The organism is Scytonema hofmannii PCC 7110, from assembly GCF_000346485.2.
In the GTDB taxonomy this organism is placed as follows: domain Bacteria; phylum Cyanobacteriota; class Cyanobacteriia; order Cyanobacteriales; family Nostocaceae; genus Scytonema; species Scytonema hofmannii.
Genome location: NZ_KQ976356.1, coordinates 173,928 through 193,292, shown reverse-complemented (window position 1 = coordinate 193,292; position 19,365 = coordinate 173,928). Strand labels below are relative to the sequence as shown.

Here is a 19,365-nt window from a genome sequence, read left to right as displayed (position 1 = left end):
ATAAGATACATTTATAACTGCCGAGCACTGTTTTTCTCCAAAATGAGATTTCAAAATGAAAGTTCAATCCGTTCAACTAAAGTATTTTAAGAAATTTCGGGATTATGTATTTGATTTTACTGAGCCAGAAACTGGGTTAGCACGAGATACGATTGTCCTGGTTGGAATGAATGGTTCTGGGAAAACAAGTTTGTTGCAAGCTATTGCAGCAACTTTAGGTACGGCGACTGGACGCTTAGAGAACATCTCCGATCTGGAATGGGTGGGATTTAACTATGAATTGCTCGCGAATAACTGGGGAGGTATGACGCCTGAGGTAGCCGTACAGGTACAATTCTCGTCTGGCGAACTCCAAGCCTTTAGAGATTTCCAGCAGAAGTTACGAGAAATGGGGCGAGATTTGCATTCTCTAAGTGAAGAGCACAATGTAACTCTTAGATGGAACTTATTATTACAACCCACTCTGATTATGTGGAGCAATTAGTACCTGATGCATATATTATTCGGTTAGAGGTGTAGGTGTGAGTGTTGTTAATTGTTGGTTGTTATCTCCTTGTATTGCCTGCACACTACCATGAACAGTACTATCGTTGATATTTTGTATAATTCCATAGTTTACTAAAGGCTGTACCTCTTTACGGTACTGACTTTTTGCTAGTTCAATTATTAATGATGGTTGTGGTGGATTCCAAGTATTACGACGAGTTAAAGCCTCAGCTTCTAATAAAAATCGCTTCAATTTATCCTTTTGCTCTGGTAATTCACGCATGATTCGCCGAATTGCCTCACAGGCTTTAGGTGTACCACGGTTTTTTAGACGTTGTGGAATGTAATTTATCCAACGTAGGATATAATCATTTGATGTCATTACATTTGCTTTTCTCCCTTGAAGTTCTTCAAATGAAGGATCGTTTTCTGTTATTGTTTTAATGAAAGGATATTGCTTGACAAGAAAAATATATAAATCTGCTATATATTCTTCTTTTAATCTTTTTTCTAAACTTCCTTCATGTGAGAGAAGAAAGGAGAACGATCCAATAACCTCTCGACAAAATTCTAAGTCTTGTTGAATTGCAGGCCAAACAACTGACCAGCCTGCATCATCCGCATAATTTATCAAGGCTTTTGCTGCGGCAATTGCTTTGACTCTTTCCTCTCCATCTTTAGGAAGTGGTAAAGGAATTAGCGATTCTGCAAAAATTTTAGCACTATTAGCTTTGTGTTTTATAAGCTCCTCAAGGAGAGTATTAAAACTTTGATGTTTTAAATTTTCATCTTGCACTTTCTCAAAAATAGCACTTGCTAATTTTTCGTTCCAACATTTTTCTAGTGTACGATGAATAAAAATACATCCATGTTTTTGATTTTCTTGGTCAATCAAAAGCATCAACGTATTAATTATTTCGTCTGGGGCATTTTGATATGTAATGCTTAAAACTTCTTGGTGAATATTTTGGCTTTTCTCATCACCTTCTTTAGGATAGTCAAGTATGAGTGATGCCCATTTTTGCCAAATATAAGCAGGGATAGTAAATATATGCTCTGGAGCTTCTTCTAGAATTAATCGTATGGCTTTGTAACCAGCTAGTGCAGACTCATAAAAAGTATTTGTTCCCAGCCATTTATGAGTTTCTGGATTTCCTTTATCTATATATACTTTTGCTGCTTCTACGATTCTTGCTTTTATTGATGACTCAGCTTCTTTCCAACCAGAAAGGGTTGTTAAATCGGATTTACGCAAAAGCACATCGTCATAGTATTGACTATCTGGCATCAGTGTCATTTCTTGACATAGAAGCCACCATGAATCGATATTCCCAGATTCAAATTGGTCTAAAAGTTGAATAATTCTTTCTTTTGGAAGTGGGTCTAAAAGCTGTTGATTATTACTTTCCTGCCATTTCAAGTTTTCTAAGTAATCTGCCTTTGCTTTTTCTGCTTGTGATGAACCCAATTCAACGGGGTCAATTAGTCCTGCAAATTGTGTTTTTAGTAAGGGACTATCTTGACAAGCTGTCAGTATTAAATTTACTTGCTCTGGGTCATATCTTTTGAACATCTGCCATATTATTTTCGCCCAAATTTCTTTAATTTTATCATTTGGAGATTCTCTAAGTTTTCTCAAAACCCATACAAAATCTTTATCTATTCCAGGAAATCCATAGCTTAAAGCCCATATATTTTCTTCTGCTTCTGATTCAGAGATAATTTTAACTATTGTTTCTAGTATTTTGCGACGTTTATCTTCATTTTGTATCAAAATATTTTCAAAGGTTGGTGCTTCAGCGTTATAGAAATGGCTCTTTATTAATTTTTCATGATTTTTTAGCTTCAAATCAACTACTTTTGCAAAAAGTTTGAGTATATTTGGATTGTCAACGTATTTCCAAGCTTGAAGTATTATGGCATCTGAAAGCTTATCAAATGGATAATCCTGATTGTACCTACTAGGTTGCTGCTCAACCCATTTTAAACCTATGGATAAATCTTCCAATTTAATATGTTGTTCAATTTCTTTGGCTATAAAATCTTGATATGTTCCGCCCCTAACATTTTTATTCGACTGCGTAATTATATTAAACAATTCTACTGTAGTTAAATGATTGGGATAAACAGCACGAAGACCATAACCCCTAAGCTCGTCTTCAGTATCATCCCCAACTTCGCCAAATGCTAATGGTTTTAATTTTGCCTTCGTTTCTTCGTCACCAATTCGACAGATAGTATCTGCTGCATTGACTCTAAGCCAATAAGGTTGTTCGGGGGCTAGGGCAACATTTGCTAGGTCGTCTTGAATAGATTTAACCTCACATTGTTGTGCTATTTCTATTGCTACATATCGTGCCGTTTCATTCTTAGTTACATCACAAATATAGGCTTGAAGTTGTGCCGCTAGGTTTTGATGTTTGAGATAGGTATAAGCTCCGAATCTAGATTCATAAACTAATTTGTCTTCATGATACAGTTTTAGCAACGACTCAACCAAATTTGCTTTTACTGTATCATCAGCAGTAGCTACACTGCTGTTTAATAAAATATCTGGATTTGTCTTAATTACCTCTTGAAAAACTTGTTGATTCATACTCGATAACCAAGCGGCTGTTTCATGAAGTTGAGGAACTAATTTACCATCAGAATCGCCTGGATGAACGATTAAGCTCATCATTTGCTTTAAAGTTAATTGACACTGTTGCAAATACCAAGCAGCAAGAAACTCAGCATAAGTTTGGTGTGCCCATCCCATGCGGTGAGAACCGCGAGAAGAAAATAATGCTGTAGATAATGCTTCTCTAACAGCTGCTTCTGTGACAGAAAATTCGTCTCCCAGAGCAAATTCTGTTCCACTAACTAGCTCGCGTATTACAACATCTTCTTCTGGAACATCGCCCTGATCTATGTTCATCCAAACAGCATATCGATTGCAGAAAACTGTTACGGCTGCAATACGAGCCGCAATAACCATTCTCTGGTCAGCAGTTAAGTTACCAGTGAGTCCGACATCGCGCCGTTGTTCGGTTTCTTCGCAAAGTAATTGGCAACCTTGTAAATATAGTTCCGTCGGCTGGGTAGGGAAACTACCATTTTTGCGATATATGTTTAGCAAAAATTTGAGTGTAATTGGTTTAATCGCTAGTGGTGCAACTTCTTGTTGTTCAATGGCTTGAAGAAAGGTATTCTCGTCTAAACCTTCTGCTTGTGCAGCCGAAGCAATATCTACCCGACGCAAGGGAGCTAACTCGTAAACTCCTACAGTTTCTTTTCCCCAAAGTTTTTTCAAACCTTGTTCGAGGCTATTACGCCAGTCAGCAGTTCTGCAAGCAATACGAAAGTATAAGCGTTCTAATTGATCTGAGTAATTCGACAGTTCATCTACTAAAAGTGCTGCTAAAGTATTAATCCTTAATAGACACTCATCTAAACTGTCAAGAAAAACATAAAGCCGATAATCGCTCTGTGTCCAAGCATGGAAAGTTGGGCTCTCAAACAGCTTGTGAATCAATCTTTCTTCACTACCGTAAGTGCGAAGGTCTAACCAAAGTAGCTTGGAACCTTCCTTTTGGATTTTCACTGTAATTTTTTCTTTCTCTGCGTTAATGGCAGAACTCTTACCAATTCCTGGTTCTCCTAGTAACGCTAAGCAGGGTACATCCGCGATCGCATCGAATGTAACTAAATCTGGATTGAGGTAACGCCCAAAGTCTGTATCCGGGTCATATAAATAACCAAATCCTGCCAGATTAATCTTACCTGACCTTGGACACCAAAACCTTTTCCAGTCGTAAGCTTGGGACATTACTGGGAGTTAACAGCTTGATACACTAGTCATTTTAATAACTATTTTGTCTTTATGGTAAAAAGCATCAACAAAAACTCGGGAAGTCAAGCTTTCGTGTTAACTATAATTTCAATCAAGATTATTACAACAGATTCAAGGCTATATTATTTTATAAGTAATCTCCCCAGGATAAGTTGTAAATTTCACAAAGTATTCATCAAAAAATAGTATTTTAATTTACTTAACTGGGTACAGGTAGTCGTATTAGGGTGCGGCTAAACAAAATGTGTGCTGGATAACCATTCGTTTGCATACTCTAATGAGCGAGCATCCAAATCCTGACCTTGAGCCGAAATTACCTACTCCTCAGCAAAGCATTCACCAGCAAGCCAACGATTCAACTGTTGATACTGGAATGCAGGCTGTAATAGGTAATGATAATGTTCTGATTCAAGGAGACAATAATGTTGTAACTTTTCAAAAAACTCTACAAATATCTGTTGATGAAATTAAAACTCGTGAATTTCTACAAATTTCTCCTTATAAAGGTTTGAAAAAATTCGATTTAGAAGACAAAGACCGCTTTTTTGGTCGTGACCAATTTCTTAAAAGCTTAATCCAGGAACTTGAACAAACAAACCTAATTTTACTTTTGGGAGCTAGTGGCAGTGGCAAGTCTTCAGTAGTCAGAGCCGGTCTAATTCCTTGGCTACTGCAAAAATATGGGTCACAGTTAGTGAGTCTGACATTTACTCCCGATGTTAACCCATTTGAATCTTTATACGCAACTTTATTAAGTAAATATGCACAAAAAACAGTCCAGTTTGTTCGTGAAGCTAAAGTTGAGACTTTGACTCTGATGGTAAGAAAGTTAAAGCAAACTGATGATTATTGGTTAATTTTCATTGACCAGTTTGAGGAATTGTTTACTACTAGTCAACCAGATAAACGCAATAACTTTATCGCTACTTTGATACAACTAACAAAAGCAAAGGAGCCAAGAGTTAAAGTTATTGCAACGATGCGGGCAGATTTTCTCGACAGGTTAAGTCCTTATCCACAATTAGTAAAAGTGACAGATAAACATCGTCCCATAATTGCTCAAATGCAATCAGATGAATTACGATTAGCAATTGAACAGCCTGCAGCTTATCACGGTGTAGTATTTGAACCTGGACTGGTAGAAGAAATCATCAAGGATGTGCAGAGACAGGCAGGATATTTGCCTTTACTGCAGTACACCTTGAATCTGCTTTGGGAAACAGAAGTGAAAAATGGTAGTATCAATAACCGTACTTTGAATATCTCTACTTACCGTCAGTTAGGTGGTGTTCGAGGTGCGCTTCAGCAACGGGTGGATAAAATTTATGATGATTTATCCGGGCGAGAAAAAATAGCAACTCAGAGAATTTTTCTTAAACTAGTTGATATTGGTGGGAATAAAGCTTTTGGTAATGAATGTCAGCCAGTTCGCAGAAGAGCTTTGCGTTCTGAGTTTAATGATGTACTTGAAAATAGCGTGCTGATAAAATTGATTAATGAAAATTTATTGGTTAGTAACTACCCATTGGAATCTCAACAACCTACAGTAGAAATTGCCCACGAAACGTTACTTATTTCTTGGGAAACTCTCAATAATTGGATGATGGAAAGTCGGAATCACATTGCCTTAAAAAATCGCTTAAATGATGATGTGTATCTTTGGTTTAACAATCACAAATCTGAGAAAGATCTGTGGAGAGGTTCTCGGTTAGAGAAGGTAAAGGAACTCAGAAAAGATTTAACGTTTAATCAAGTTTTTGGGGGCTTCAACGAGGATGCAAACCAGTTTATCGATGCCAGTATTAAGTTGAACGAGCGCCAACGACACAGAACAATTATTGGACTTACTTGTTTTTTAATAATTGTGATGGTTCTAGCTGGATTTATAGAAATACAAAGACGAAAAGCCATAGATTGGGCACAAAGGGCTGAGGAGCAAAGAAAAAGAGCAGATATCAGCGAAATCCAAGCTCTTAATACTTCTTCTGAGGTACTTCTTGGGTCGGGAAGATTATTTGATGCCCTAGTACAAAGTTTAAAGGCTGGAGAAAAGCTACAAGATGAGAATTTGGCTACATCTGATGCTAAAAATCAGATCTTGGCAATTTTGCGACAAGCAGTTTACAGCGTCAGAGAGCGTAATAGGTTAAAGGGACATAACCGGGCTGTAAACAACATTAGTATTAATCGTAATGGTAACTTAGTTGCCTCCGCAAGTGATGATGGGACAGTCAAACTTTGGGATATTTCAGGTAGACAATTAAAAACCCTTACAGGACATAATAGTGCTGTAAAATGTGTTAGTTTTAGCCCAGATGAATCAATTATTGTTACTGGTAGTGAAGATAAAACAGTTAAGCTCTGGAATATGGAAGGCAAATTACTCAAAACCTTCACAGGGTATAAAGATAGTGTAACCAGCGTTAGTTTCAGCCCTGATGGGTCAACTATTGCTACAGGTAGTAACGACGGCACTGTTAAACTTTGGAATACACAAGGCGAACTAATGAGAAATATTACCGGGCATGGCGCTCCTGTGTATAGCGTTAGTTTTAGCCCTGGTGGCACAAAAATCGCTTCTGCGGGAGGGAATACCAGCGTCAAAATCTGGAATACACAAGGCAATTTACTCCAAAGTTATAAAGGGCATAGTGATAATATCACTAGCGTTAGCTTCAGCCCAGATGGTAAAAAAATTGCTTCTGCTAGTTTTGATAACACTGTCGTACTTTGGAACCTTCAAGGCGAGAAACTGACAACCCTGAGAGGACATCGTGAAGCTGTAACTAGCGTTAGTTTCAGTTCTGATGGTAAGAACCTTGTCACTAGTAGTTATGATGACACTATTAAACTCTGGAGTTTACAAGGCAAAGAACCTCAAGAATTGCAAACATTGATTGGACACGATGATAATGTTACTCGTGTTGTTTTCGGTTCCGATAGTAAAGTAATTGCTTCTGCTAGTTGGGACAACACAATCAGAATTTGGGAAAATAATCCCCAAGATAAAAAACTTCAAATCTTGACTGGGCATAATCGTCGTGTTACTAGTATCGTTTTTAGCCCTGATAACAAAATGATTGCCTCTGCTAGTTACGACAACACAGTCAGATTTTGGAATAGATTAGGTGAACTACTTCCTCTAAATTTTATACGCGATGCCCATCCTATAACCAGCATAAGCTTTAGCCGCGATGGCCAAAAAATTGTCTCAGCTACATGGCTTCGACAGTTTCATCTTTGGGATATTTCTGGTAAACAAATCAAAACTTTTACTGGGCATAGTAGTGCTGTTAACAGCGTCAGTATCAGTCCTAACAGCAAAACAATAGCCTCTGCTGGCGAAGACAACACAGTTAAACTTTGGAGTTCAGAAGGTAGACTATTACATACCCTTAACAAGCACAGTAGTCCTGTCATAAATGTTGGTTTCAGTCCCGATGGCAAAACTATCGCGTCTACAAGTGACGACAACACTGTTAGACTTTGGGACTTGCAAGGTAACGAAATTAAAACCTTGCGTGGGCATAAAAGTCGCGTTACCAGTGTTAATTTTAGTCCAGATAGTAAAAATATTGCTACTAGTAGTGATGATAGTACTGCCAAACTTTGGAATACAGAAGGCAAGGAATTAAAAACTTTAACCGGACATTATAGTGCTGTTACCAGCATTAGTTTTAGTCCAGATAGCAAAACAATTGCTAGTGGTAGTTATGACAAAACTATAAAACTTTGGAATTTAAAGGGAGAAGAACTCGCAACCCTTAAAGGGCATAATGGTGCTGTAAGCAGTGTCGTTTTTAGTCCAGATGGTAAGAGTATCGCCTCTGCTAGCGATGATAAAACAGTGATTATATGGAATTTTGGCGAACTAGATGAACTAGTAGATAGCAAGAAGTTAATGCAGAGGGGTTGTAGGTGGTTGAATGACTACTTGGTTAATTATCCAAATGAGCAAGAAGCATTAACAATTTGCAAAACTAATACATCAATTAGCCAGAGGAAATAAAAATACCAAAATGCTGAACAGGTAGGTATTATGACTAAAAATTCCAGTGGAGTTTCTCAAAAAACAATTTTAATTTTATCTGCCAATCCCAAAGACACAAATATACTACGTTTAGATGAAGAAGTGCGGAATATCCAAGCTGCAATTAAACGAGCTAAAAATCGAGAACAGTTTGAAACTATCACCTCTTGTGCAGTACGAGTTGAGGACTTACGCCGCGCATTGTTAGATCATCAACCAACAATCGTTCACTTTTCTGGGCATGGCTCAGGAACTGATGGTTTGGTTTTAGAAAATAATTCTGGGCAAATGCAATTGGTAAGCAGTGAATCCTTAGCCCGATTATTTAAGTTATTTCAAAACCAAATTGAGTGTGTTTTACTGAATGCCTGCTACTCAGAAGTACAAGCAGATGCCATTCACCAACATATTGATTGTGTGATAGGTATGAACCGTCCAATTGGAGATACTGCTGCCACCGAATTTGCTGTTGGGTTTTATGATGCATTGGGGGCTGGAAGTTCCTATGATGTTTGTTTTGAAGTCGGTTGTGCTTCAATCGATCTAGAGGGAATTCCAGAGTCCGAAACTCCTGTACTAAAGTTTAGACCGCGTTTACCTCAAGCTTTAGACAAACAGATAGAACCACAAATAAATACAGAGGAATATTTTGCTACGAAACAAAATTCACCACCAAGAAATAACGGTGGAATTTCTCAAAGCGTTAACGGTGGAACTGTTCATGGTGGGATGCAGGCTGCTATTGGTAATAATAATCAACAGACAATGACAACCCAAGGAGCAACTAGTAAACAGCCAACTAAAGAAGAAGTTATCCAGATGCTTGCAGAAATTGAGCAGATGATTAGCAGCGCAGAACTCCCAGTTAATACAAAAGAGGAAGCGATTATGTATTTAGGTGCAGCGAGAATTGCAACTGCGAAAGCAGAACCGAACAAAGCACTGATTGCAATCAATCTTGGAGGTGTAGCTGAAATCTTGCAAAATGCTAGTCAAAACGAAGCAAAGGGTAAGACACTTTGGGAAAAGGCAAAGCCTGTCTTGTTGAAAGTCACTGATTGGTTGAGTCAAGCGATCGCTCTGCCCATTTTATAGATACAGCACCGAACACCTATTTCTTCTTATTGAATTTTGCTCAAGCATACGAAAGAAGCCGATAAAATTAGATTTTCCCGCACCGTTAGCTTCAATACCCTTAAATACAATCAGCCCCAACTATGAATTCCACCCTCCACCTCCTACTAAAGCCCCCCACAACGTCTAAGTTTCGGGTATATATTTTTATAGGGTAGTAGCCTTCCTTCCCACCTTTTATCTTCAAATCACTCCATCCTACTCTGTCTCCGTACTTTTGAATATCTTCATTCACACTTACCCATATCTTTCTTTGAACGCTGAAACCATATTTTCCGTTACTATATTTTAGCCATAGTTGATTGATTTTGTTTAAAGTTTCATATGGAAAGTTTCTAAATAGCTCCCGAAAATCGAAAAAATCATTTAGTATCATTACCTGATAAAAAATCCAAACGGTTTCCTCATCAGCTTTTTCCCATCTCAATTCGCTTGAATTTTGTAAATCTTCTTCTAATTGAATACATAGGCTTTCTTCTGATAGCTCTTGTCGAAATTTTCTAAGTTCTGATTCTAAAGCTTTATCGGCTTCTGAATTATATTGTACTTTCAGCATTCTGTAAAATTGCTCTCTAAATCGCTCTTGATTTTCTTTGTCAGCCAGTGCCAAACGAAAGATTTCTCTCCATTGTTCTTCACTTCTATTTTTCTTATTTCCCCATAACTCGTATAACTTATTTAAGGCTTTACGATACAATAAATATACTTTTGGTTCTTCAGGTAATTTGATAGTGGGTATGATGTGGGGTAAGATACGCGAAACTCGATAAGCCCGTTTTGATTCGTCTGGCTCAGGACTCACTTCTATCAGTCCTAATTCAAGTGCTCGTTCTAACTGTTCTTTGTAGCCAAAGATAGATTCACAAACTGCTTCTAATGCTGACATAGGAACGGGTATTTCAAATACCAAACACCAACTGACTATTCTCTCAGTGGAGGAGTCGATTTTTAATTTAGGAGCGTCTTCTGTTACCCAAATAATCTTTTCCTTCCAACTTTCAGAACTAGCTTCTAATTGACTAAGTTTTGAATCAGCATCCTCCTTTGACAGCACCTCATCATTTAACCATTCCAACAACCGAGGATTCCCATCAGCTAGTTGTAAAGCTTGTTCAATTAACTTCTTATCTATTTTATCAGAATGAAAAGCTTCTAATTGCTTTAGCTTTTTTTGGAGATCGGATTTCCGTAATCCCTCTAACGGTTGCTTGTGGAAGTCTCGCAATAAGTCAGATTCAAAATCATAACGACAGGTAATAATAATATGGTGGTAGCTAATATTCTCTTGCTTTTGAATTGCTTCTACTAAAGCACGCCATATCGGGACAACATTAGATTTAAGAATATACCTTCCATCACGAGGCTCTAAATTCCATTCAAAGTCATCAAACACCAACACCAATTGGTTCAACTTACTCAATGCATCTCGCAATCGATATTTTAGTTCCTCTTTCCCTTCTTTGAGTGCTGCCCGTTCTTCTGGATTTTTCATCAAATCTGCTAGCTGATTCACCAAGCTAGATTCATTAATTTGTCGCCAACACACGATTTTTTGATGTCCAGATAATCGGTCACATAGTCGAGAAGCGATGGTACTTTTTCCCAATCCTCCCATGCCATGAATTAAAACTCCAATCTTTTCATTAGAACTCTTGAGTGTCCGCAAACAGTTTTGTAATTGACGGCGACGACCAATAAAGTTCTCACGAGTGGCAACTCTAACTTTCTTTTCAAAATCTAAAAACTCAGTAGCAACAGAAGGGCGAGGTGCTGGTTTGCGTCCTGGTGTCCTCAACGGTGTCACCAATGCTCCTGGTAGTGTTTCAGCAACATACAATCTCAACAAGTGCCAATCTCGTGATTTTTTTCTAATTAATGTTTGGTAAGTTTGGGCAACTGCTTCCGTAACTTTATTTCCTGCTGATAAATTTTCATATAACGTTGCTGCTGCGGTGGCATCTGTATCTAAAACTTTCTTACCCCAACTTAAAACCGCAGTTGCCCCTTCCATCAATAGGGCTTCTGCCATTGAAGAAACCATACTTTTGTCCCAAGAATATCCAGTGGGACAGCCTGAAAGGAAAATCAACTTTGGAAGTTTAAATTGCAGTACATCAGCAATGTCTTCTACACTGCTATATTCTGGTTCTCCTAATTCTGTCTCGGTAATGAAGCAGGGTTTTTCATCTTTAAAAGTTGCATGACTCGTTAGGTGAAAGACATCGAAGTAGCCGTGTTCGTACTCTTTTACTAAATAACCTAATTCCTTTAGACAACCACTTTCTTCAACTGTCAAAGATAAAGGTATGCGCTTTGTTGCCTCTAGAATGCGCCCTTCCTCTGCTTCAAAATCCAACACTCGTTCTATTCCTTGAGGAGAAGTTGCCATAAACAAGACATTCAGCGCACGATTTTCAGGTTGATTCTCCCAACTCAAGTGTCTGCTATCAGCTTTCCACCTTACTGGAATAATGACAGGTCTGCGTTCTACCAAAAACTTTTGACCATCATGTAGCACTTCCCAAGGTAGATGAGCCAGTCCTTCTGTTGCAGCAATGGCAAGAACAATACCATCACGGCGATGTTGGTCGATAGCTTGTTGAAGAATGCGCTCGCTCCCATCCAACCAGTTATAAAGTGCTTGACCCATTTTGGCGTAATCTTCTGGGCGTGTGTTGTAATCTCTTTCTGCTTCCTTGATTTCAGCTAAGGATAGCTGACAAGACTGGGAATCGTTGGTATGATCCCAGAAGTAACGGCACTCAGCGTAATCGCTGCCAATAGGTTTGAGGACGAGGTGGAGAATTTTTATCGCTGTCTTTTGGGAAATAGTCTCTGGATTCGTTTGAAGTGCTATCTGTTGAGTACTATCTGCACTAGAAATAGTCGATGAGGAGGTCTGATGATTTTTTAATAACTCTTGAGCAATATCTCTCAAGAGAAGATTTCCTGGGTTCGACTCACGTGCTGCACGGATTAGGTCTTCAACCCATCCCTGTGCTTCTGCTGTTTGTATTAATTTAAAGACAATTTCTCGTAGATTATCTCCTCCAGCAATCGCCTCCAAGTTCCTATTCAATTCAAGCGACAGCATTTGCTCTAATGATGCTTTCGTTGGAAAAGCACTCACTAGAGCTTCTTGTAATCGTTTACGCTGTTGACCTACAAGATTCATTTTTAAGACAAGTTCTTGATAGACTTGGGGACTCATGCATTAATAACATACTTTGCAGAGTATGCGGTTCTGCAAAATTGGTCAAGGGTACTCTTATATTGAAAAAGCATTAAGAACTTGTTCATCAGAGTATTACTTAATTTTAAAAGAAAAAACTACCCTTCACGCCAAAGCATGTAGGTAGTCACTAGAAAAAGCCATTTTAGTTTTATTTTACTCAAGTATTCCTATCGTTATAAGCGTAGCGTTTATGGTGGTTATACTGCAACACAATTAATTCTTTCTTGCTCTTTTAACCATCTAATTACGCTCGATTTACTAACGCTTACAGGTTTGTCTTCACCTGCGATAAATATTTGGAACCACCCAGTTTCTAACTCGTAATAGTCAATAATCAAACCCCTCTCTCTAGCTTGATTTAGGACTAATACTTCTTGGGGTAGTAATTTCTCAATTCTCGATTTTTCTTGGTGGGAGAGTTGCTCCCAAGCTTTATCTTTTACACTTAAGTGGCGATAGATTGCACAACGGATTTGGTAGTAGCTAGTTGCCAACTTAAGCTTTTCTACCAATATAGATGTTTCATCAATTTCGACTGATTGCTGTTCGGTAACGTTGCTGATAATGCTTTGTTGGCTTTGCTCTACACTGGAGTCAATTTCTACAGATTCTTCACTCTCTGATATTTCTACTCGTGGGGGTATTTCCGAGTCAACTACAAGCATTTCTGATTCAACACTCTCTTTTTGGGACTGTTCTTTTTCTTGAGTAATCTTGGCGTGATAGTCTGCGATCGCCGAACGCAATATAGCTTGTGGAAGTAGCCCGTACTCGTCGATTAACTCCTGCGCCAGTACCCCTGTTTGATAGTCGTCTTCCCACATTGGAGGGAACTGACAATAGCGATCGCCCTTCGGAGTTCTGCGCCAAACTGATGGTTTTTCCGACTCACTTTCTTGAAGCCTTTGTTTTGAAGCGAGCAGTAAAGCTTTCCGTTCCTCAATCAGTTCCAAGACGCGATCACAGGTTAAACCACCGATGGGATAATCTTGAAGCTGGCTGATAATTGGTTGGTATGTTTTAGAACATAGTTTTAGAAGTATCGTGACTGGAATCGGTGCTAAATGCTGCGGACAAGTTGCAAACTCTTGAAAGTTTTCGGCTATCTTGAGTGCTCGTCTCTCTTCAGCAGTTCCTTTATCCCATCCGTAGGTATCAAGTAGTGCGCGGTACTCTCTCTTGCTGTAAGTACATTTATACTCCCAGAGTAGGAAAGCAACGTGTAAATACTCCAGAGTGCTGGATTCGATATGTGTGGTTGGATTCAGGTCTAGTTGATGTTTTCGGGAGTAGGGAATTGATGTAGATGTAAGAGTAGTTTCCATGATAATATTCCATTAGCTTATAATTTGTTTGGTCTTGAAGAAAGACCGCTTTCTCTATTTAACAAACTGAATACTACGCGGTGATTGGCAGCTTTAAGACTTGTTCTTCTTGGTGTTGTTGATGCTGCTGTAAGATAGCGAGAGCATAGCCCAAAGTGTGCTGATGATATTTGGGCATCTTTTTGAATGAAATATCTTGCCCCCACTCTTGTACAGTGGAGGCAGCAATCTTTAATACTTGCGACAAAGTTTTGATGCACTGGGGTCTAAAGTTGATGTGCGTTACTGTTGCTAGTCGTTGTGATGGTGTCATTCCCTCGAAGAATACTTTCTTCAGGAAAATCTCAGCACTTGCGCTTGGCGGAGTATATTGTTCTCTTTTCACAATTGCGTTAATTATGGCTTTGTCCAAGTTGCACTTATTGATATAAGCGAGTGTCAGCCTTGTGTGTTGGGGCATTTTGTCGAAGCTGGGATTGTTACCCCACTTGCGGACAGCTTGTTTTGAGATTCCCAGTAACCCCGATAGAAGCTTGATACAGGCGCTGCTGTACTGAAACTTCGTTTCCTCTTCCAGCAGAAGTTCTGGGCTGAGATCGGCTATTCCAAAACAGATGCGAAGAAACTGTCTTGGCTCTAACTCTTGCTGTGGCAATGCTTTTAGGATTTCGCAGTAGTCCATTTTACGCTGATTGGAGAGGATTGATTCTTTCACTATATAACAAAAATATGAAAATATAACAAATTTATAGGTTTACAGAAAATTTTATGAAATATCACAGAATTAAGAAAATATGTCATAATTTTATAAAATGGAGAATTAAAATGGAATCATCTTCTTCAGAGGACTCGATGAATAAGTACCCGCTTTCTTACTACTACGTCTCCCCGAAAAACGCAGAGAGGATAGAGTCTTTTAGAGAATTGTCAGGTGATTCCGAAAAATCCTTAATTAGCCAATACGTGCGGGGTTGGATAGGAAGGAATAGGGATTATTACTTACAACTAGCGCGAATTGATGCGGCGGCTAGGGAAATTTCGTTTCGCCAGTGGGGAGAGACTGTTTTTAAAGATGGCATTGAAGCATTGCCAGATTATAAGCAGGAGGTGACAAACCTTCCTCCCAACCCTTTATGGGATGTGACTTTATCATCTGATGCAACAGTAAGGAGGCAATTAAATTACATAACTTTGGGTACGCAAAACTTGGTATTGTTAAAAGTTGGAATTTATTACGATCGCGACGGCGCTATTGGTTTTATTTCTCGAATCGTTAAAGAACACTTAGACCGAAACTGGGATAAGCTTTACGCTCCTCAAGTAGAGGCTGAAAATTTTGAAAATTGGGTATAACTATGCAAGCAGTACAAACAAAAGAACCAACGTTGTCACAAGTTAACCAAGCTATTAACGCCATTCTTGAAACTTTGGGAAATCCAGAAAGCGATTTGCACAAGAAGGCGCTAGCAGCATTTCAAAGTAGCGATCACCAGACTGTCAAGAGACTGGCACTGCTTAATCCAGCAGACTATTACTGCAAGTGCTTGGGATATTTAGGGGGAGCGTTAAAGCTAACCCCAAACACCGACACGATACTGGCTGAGTCAATTCGCGCTGCAGCCGATCATGTGCGGGAGAAATCTCTCTTGCATTTAGCAGAGAAAATTGGCGAGGCTCTGAACTAGAAAATCGAGTTCGGTGTAATATACCGGAATAAAACTATCAAGTCATAAAAGCACTGGGGCTTCGTCACGATATCTTCACCTGCAATGATTGCCTCAGTGCGATCGGCACCACGGCATCAAACAATGTTCATATCATTTTGAGGTGCATTGCTGTATATTCTGCACCAATAGTTGGTGCGGCTGGTGCGAGATGACCGCTTATTGCAGCTGATACCTGAAGGTTATTTTTGATACCTTTTAGAAGCAGAGGGCGATCGCATGAGTCCTCAAATTCCCAAGCAGACAATGCTCCAGTTCCAAACATCTCAAAGCCACAGACAATCACTCCAAATCCTCCAGCGATCATAAGAGTTGTTTAAGGAGAAATATGAATTACGAACCGATTTGCACAAAAGTGCAATTAACTTTGCACTTTTGTGCAATCAACTTTGCACAAAAGGTAAATGCTTTGCTCAATTCGCTGTTGTAGCTTATTAATTAAGCGACAAATTACAGGTGAAAGCCTGCTCATAGTTTCTTGATGTTCAAAGCATAGGCGATCTTTGGTAACGGTTGATACGCATAGCCAAGAAGGTTGTCTTGCTGAACATTAAGTTTTGTCTCACCATAGTTGACATGGTGAGACATGGTGCTTTAAATATTATTTTAAGTTGTTAGATTTTAGGTTACAGTACGACCGAGCAGGCTTGTAATTTGTCGCTAGATTCCTAGTTTGCCTCGGTTCACTTTCCTGTTTTTCAACAACCTTGGTTCTGAACTGTCGTTTATAAGAGGTAAACTTGTGAGTAAAGCTCCACCCACGTCTTATACTCATACTTCCAAGGCTGAGAGTCCGTCTTGCTTCCCAGGCATTGACATTCCTCAAGAAATTCCAAACACAGCAACAGCAGTCACGATAATTATCGTGATCGTTGTGTTTATTCGAGCATTGACATCTTTTGTGGTCGCTGTTAAAGATGCGTAATCCACTTTAGGTATAGTTTCTGACCCCCTAGTTATTTGAACTGGGGGTGTTCATAATGATCGCTTTTGGGTTGGAAAAACAGTGAGTCTCAAAATTGTTGTTATTGACGATCACGAAATGTTGCTGCAAGGTACGCTAGGTGTCCTGAAGGAGCAGTATCCGGATGCGGAAATTTTGACTGCTCAAACAGCACAGAGTGCAAAGGAATTAATAAAAAGTTCTCAACCTGCTCTGGTGATTACAGATCTTTCTATGCCAGAAATGCCTGGAGATCTGGCCCAGATTGAGACTGGTATGCAGCTTCTTAGAAGCTTAATGCAACTGTATCCAACCCTAAATATTGTTGTGCAAAGTAGCTATCCGCGTTCTCTAGTGCGGCTAAAACCTTCTATTAGCCTTCACGAAGGAGGTTTTACAGTGGTGAACAAAAGTTTGCCAGTGAATGAAATGTTAACCAAGGTAGATTGGTCGCTCAAAGGGCTTATTTATACTCCGAAGGAAATGCGTTCTGGATTGGAGCTTAGCCCTGAGTGGCTGGAAGTTTTGAAGTTAGCTTTCCAAGAGGGATTACAGGACAAGGTGATCGCCGAGCATATGAACGTATCTGAACGAACTGTTCGGAACTACTGGACTCAACTTCAGAATGTTCTAGGTGTGTATCCAGATGCTGGTAAAAATATACGAATTCAAACTGAGATCCGAGCGAGAGAAGAAGGTTTAATTGACTAAGACTGTGAAATATGTAAGTAGAAAAATTTGGCGACAGGTTCAAGCGGAAATTGGCATTTGGCGAGTAGGCGCACTACCAGGACTATCTGTGATTGCGCTTGTCATAATTGCTCGCTTATTAGGATTTCTTCAACCTCTAGAACTCAGTGTATTTGATTACTTTCTAAAATTACGCCCTGCTGAACCAACAGATGAACGAATTTTAATTGTTGGCATTAATAAGGAAGATATTCGCAGCATTAAAAGTTATCCAATACCTGATGGGGAATTGGCACTATTGCTTGCAAAATTACAAACTTACAAGCCAAGTGCGATCGGTCTTGATTTATTTAGAGGCTTACCTGTTGAGCCAGGTCACACAGAATTAGTCAGGCAATTAAAACAGAACAAGAATATCATTGGCATTGAAAAAGTCCTTCCCTATTTAAAGGATTTTACAACCAACCCACCACCAGAAATTCCTCCCGATCAAGTAGGCTTTGTTGATACCATTCTTGATCGTGATGGCTACCTAAGGCGTAACCTTCTGGGTACATCAGATTTAAAAGGAAGATATAAATTTTCTCTACCAATCCGTCTTGCAGAAACTTATTTATCTAGTAGAGGTTTTTCTCTAGAAAATGGCATTCAGGATTCACAGGCAATGCGTTTTGGAGGCACTGAATTGCCAAGATTTCTGCCAAATTTCGGAGGATATGTTAGAGCAGATGCGGGTGGAAACCAAATACTTCTTAGTTTTCGCAGTGGGCGGCAACCTTTTCGGATTGTATCGCTACAAGATGTTAAGGCAGGGAATTTCTCGCCTGACTGGATTCGCGATCGCATCGTTCTAATAGGGGTTACAGCGTCTAGTTCGGGAGATTCTGTGAATACTGCTGCAATTGACAGTGCTAACCGTAGCGTAGTGTCTGGGGTAGAAATTCAAGCCCATGCTGTTAGCCAAATCGTTAGTGCAGTTCTTGATGGGCGACCACTTTTAAAAGTATGGACTGATGGATGGGAGTATGTCTGGATTTTTGCCTGGGGACTTTTAGGGATTAGCCTTGGTCGAATATTTTTGTCACCGCTCAAGATTATTTTAGGGCTTGGGGTTACAAGCGCAACATTAGTTAGTACTTGCTATGTATTGCTGATTATGGGTTGGTGGATTCCAGTTGTTCCATCACTGCTTGTTCTTATTATGAATGGAGGGGGATTAACATCCTCATTATTTTACCGCTATCAACAAGATGTGAAAACACGCCTTCAAGAGCGTCAATTCGTTCTTGAAAAAGTCTTCAACGAAATTCATAATAGTCCGCTGCAAAGTATTGCCAGTACGTTACGGGGAATTGAGAAGCAACAATTGTCATCGGAACAGGTGTACTCAAATCTTAAACGTTTGAATAGCGAATTGCGAGAAATCTATAAGTTCTTACGGCGAGAAACCTTAACTCAAGACAATAATCTTTATCTTAGTAACGGTCTAAAACTGGATTTGGAAGAGCCAATTCATGAGGTTCTTCATGAGGTCTATTCAAATACCCTAGAACGTGAATTTCCCTGCTTTAAAACACTAAAAATTAAGATTATTAAGTTTGAGCCAATTGACAGTCGCTTCTTAAGCATCGAACATAAGAGAGGACTTTGTCTATTCCTAGAAGAAGCGCTAGCTAATGTTGGTAAATATGCAGTAGGGGTAACTCGTCTTGAGGTAATTTGCATACAAGAGCAAGGGTTAAATCTAATCCGCGTGGTGGACAATGGTTCTGGTATTAAGTCATTATATAAAGGTATAGGAACGCAGCTATCACAAAACCTTGCTCGGCAGCTTGGAGGAGCGTTTCAACGGGGAGTCAATTCTCCCAAAGGCACAATTTGTGAACTTACTTGGTCTGTGAAAAGACCTTGGTATGAAATTTTTAATCTAATGTTTCCCTTAAACAAATAGACTGTCTGTAACTGA

At 39.2% G+C, this 19,365-nt stretch carries 13 protein-coding genes; 8 read left to right on the top strand and 5 right to left on the bottom strand.

From position 1 onward, the window contains the following. Positions 1–55: 55 nt before the first annotated feature. Positions 56–484: an ATP-binding protein gene (locus WA1_RS51180; RefSeq protein WP_017740837.1), complete on the top strand. Its 429-nt coding sequence runs from the start codon at positions 56–58 to the stop codon at positions 482–484. Between the two features lie 15 nt (positions 485–499). On the opposite strand, the gene WA1_RS51175 is transcribed toward WA1_RS51180, so the two are convergent. Next, positions 500–4,294 (bottom strand): NACHT domain-containing protein, encoded by a 3,795-nt coding sequence (locus tag WA1_RS51175; protein ID WP_017740836.1) that lies wholly within the window; start codon positions 4,292–4,294, stop codon positions 500–502. Between the two features lie 301 nt (positions 4,295–4,595). Here WA1_RS51175 and WA1_RS51170 point away from each other — a divergent pair, with 301 nt between their 5' ends. Together WA1_RS51170 and WA1_RS51165 are read left to right on the top strand one after the other, a co-directional pair. Continuing rightward, positions 4,596–8,327 carry an nSTAND1 domain-containing NTPase gene (locus WA1_RS51170; RefSeq protein WP_017740835.1) on the top strand — a complete coding sequence of 1,244 codons (3,732 nt, stop codon included), beginning with the start codon at positions 4,596–4,598 and terminating at the stop codon, positions 8,325–8,327. 30 nt (positions 8,328–8,357) lie between these two features. After that, positions 8,358–9,443: a CHAT domain-containing protein gene (locus WA1_RS51165; RefSeq protein ID WP_017740834.1), complete on the top strand. Its 1,086-nt coding sequence runs from the start codon at positions 8,358–8,360 to the stop codon at positions 9,441–9,443. Positions 9,444–9,543: 100 nt separating this feature from the next. Here WA1_RS51165 and WA1_RS51160 read toward each other — a convergent pair whose 3' ends face one another. From WA1_RS51160 to WA1_RS51150, 3 genes are all read right to left on the bottom strand, one after another. Beyond that, the gene (locus tag WA1_RS51160; RefSeq protein WP_017740833.1) at positions 9,544–12,693 is read right to left on the bottom strand and encodes an effector-associated domain EAD1-containing protein; all 3,150 of its coding nucleotides are present in this window, start codon (positions 12,691–12,693) and stop codon (positions 9,544–9,546) included. 221 nt (positions 12,694–12,914) lie between these two features. Next, positions 12,915–14,042, bottom strand: coding sequence for a hypothetical protein (locus WA1_RS51155; RefSeq protein ID WP_017740832.1), 1,128 nt, complete (start codon positions 14,040–14,042; stop codon positions 12,915–12,917). A gap of 73 nt (positions 14,043–14,115) precedes the next feature. Further along, positions 14,116–14,724 carry a hypothetical protein gene (locus WA1_RS51150; RefSeq protein ID WP_017740831.1) on the bottom strand — a complete coding sequence of 203 codons (609 nt, stop codon included), beginning with the start codon at positions 14,722–14,724 and terminating at the stop codon, positions 14,116–14,118. Between the two features lie 143 nt (positions 14,725–14,867). Here WA1_RS51150 and WA1_RS51145 point away from each other — a divergent pair, with 143 nt between their 5' ends. Continuing rightward, positions 14,868–15,395: a hypothetical protein gene (locus WA1_RS51145; RefSeq protein WP_017740830.1), complete on the top strand. Its 528-nt coding sequence runs from the start codon at positions 14,868–14,870 to the stop codon at positions 15,393–15,395. Positions 15,396–15,397: 2 nt separating this feature from the next. Beyond that, positions 15,398–15,727 carry a hypothetical protein gene (locus WA1_RS51140; RefSeq protein WP_017740829.1) on the top strand — a complete coding sequence of 110 codons (330 nt, stop codon included), beginning with the start codon at positions 15,398–15,400 and terminating at the stop codon, positions 15,725–15,727. A gap of 127 nt (positions 15,728–15,854) precedes the next feature. On the opposite strand, the gene WA1_RS51135 is transcribed toward WA1_RS51140, so the two are convergent. Then, the gene (locus WA1_RS51135) at positions 15,855–16,073 is read right to left on the bottom strand and encodes a hypothetical protein (RefSeq protein WP_017740828.1); all 219 of its coding nucleotides are present in this window, start codon (positions 16,071–16,073) and stop codon (positions 15,855–15,857) included. Between the two features lie 435 nt (positions 16,074–16,508). Between WA1_RS51135 and WA1_RS56450 the strand changes: the two genes are divergently transcribed. From WA1_RS56450 to WA1_RS51125, 3 genes are all read left to right on the top strand, one after another. After that, the gene (locus tag WA1_RS56450) at positions 16,509–16,691 is read left to right on the top strand and encodes a hypothetical protein (RefSeq protein ID WP_148663097.1); all 183 of its coding nucleotides are present in this window, start codon (positions 16,509–16,511) and stop codon (positions 16,689–16,691) included. 81 nt (positions 16,692–16,772) lie between these two features. After that, a complete protein-coding gene (locus WA1_RS51130) occupies positions 16,773–17,420 on the top strand; it encodes a response regulator transcription factor (RefSeq protein ID WP_017740826.1) in 648 nt (215 codons plus the stop codon). After that, the gene (locus tag WA1_RS51125) at positions 17,413–19,350 is read left to right on the top strand and encodes a sensor histidine kinase (RefSeq protein WP_017740825.1); all 1,938 of its coding nucleotides are present in this window, start codon (positions 17,413–17,415) and stop codon (positions 19,348–19,350) included. The genes WA1_RS51130 and WA1_RS51125 overlap by 8 nt, the downstream gene beginning before the upstream one ends. Positions 19,351–19,365: the final 15 nt, after the last annotated feature.

What these genes read in the sequence shown, in the direction of transcription:
- WA1_RS51150 (WP_017740831.1), bottom strand. Translation starts at nt 14,724, where the DNA reads ATGGACTACTGCGAAATCCTAAAAGCATTGCCACAGCAAGAGTTAGAG.
- WA1_RS51155 (WP_017740832.1), bottom strand. Translation starts at nt 14,042, where the DNA reads ATGGAAACTACTCTTACATCTACATCAATTCCCTACTCCCGAAAACAT.
- WA1_RS51160 (WP_017740833.1), bottom strand. Translation starts at nt 12,693, where the DNA reads ATGAGTCCCCAAGTCTATCAAGAACTTGTCTTAAAAATGAATCTTGTA.
- WA1_RS51180 (WP_017740837.1), top strand. Translation starts at nt 56, where the DNA reads ATGAAAGTTCAATCCGTTCAACTAAAGTATTTTAAGAAATTTCGGGAT.
- WA1_RS51135 (WP_017740828.1), bottom strand. Translation starts at nt 16,073, where the DNA reads ATGATCGCTGGAGGATTTGGAGTGATTGTCTGTGGCTTTGAGATGTTT.
- WA1_RS51175 (WP_017740836.1), bottom strand. Translation starts at nt 4,294, where the DNA reads ATGTCCCAAGCTTACGACTGGAAAAGGTTTTGGTGTCCAAGGTCAGGT.
- WA1_RS51145 (WP_017740830.1), top strand. Translation starts at nt 14,868, where the DNA reads ATGGAATCATCTTCTTCAGAGGACTCGATGAATAAGTACCCGCTTTCT.
- WA1_RS51170 (WP_017740835.1), top strand. Translation starts at nt 4,596, where the DNA reads ATGAGCGAGCATCCAAATCCTGACCTTGAGCCGAAATTACCTACTCCT.
- WA1_RS51165 (WP_017740834.1), top strand. Translation starts at nt 8,358, where the DNA reads ATGACTAAAAATTCCAGTGGAGTTTCTCAAAAAACAATTTTAATTTTA.
- WA1_RS51140 (WP_017740829.1), top strand. Translation starts at nt 15,398, where the DNA reads ATGCAAGCAGTACAAACAAAAGAACCAACGTTGTCACAAGTTAACCAA.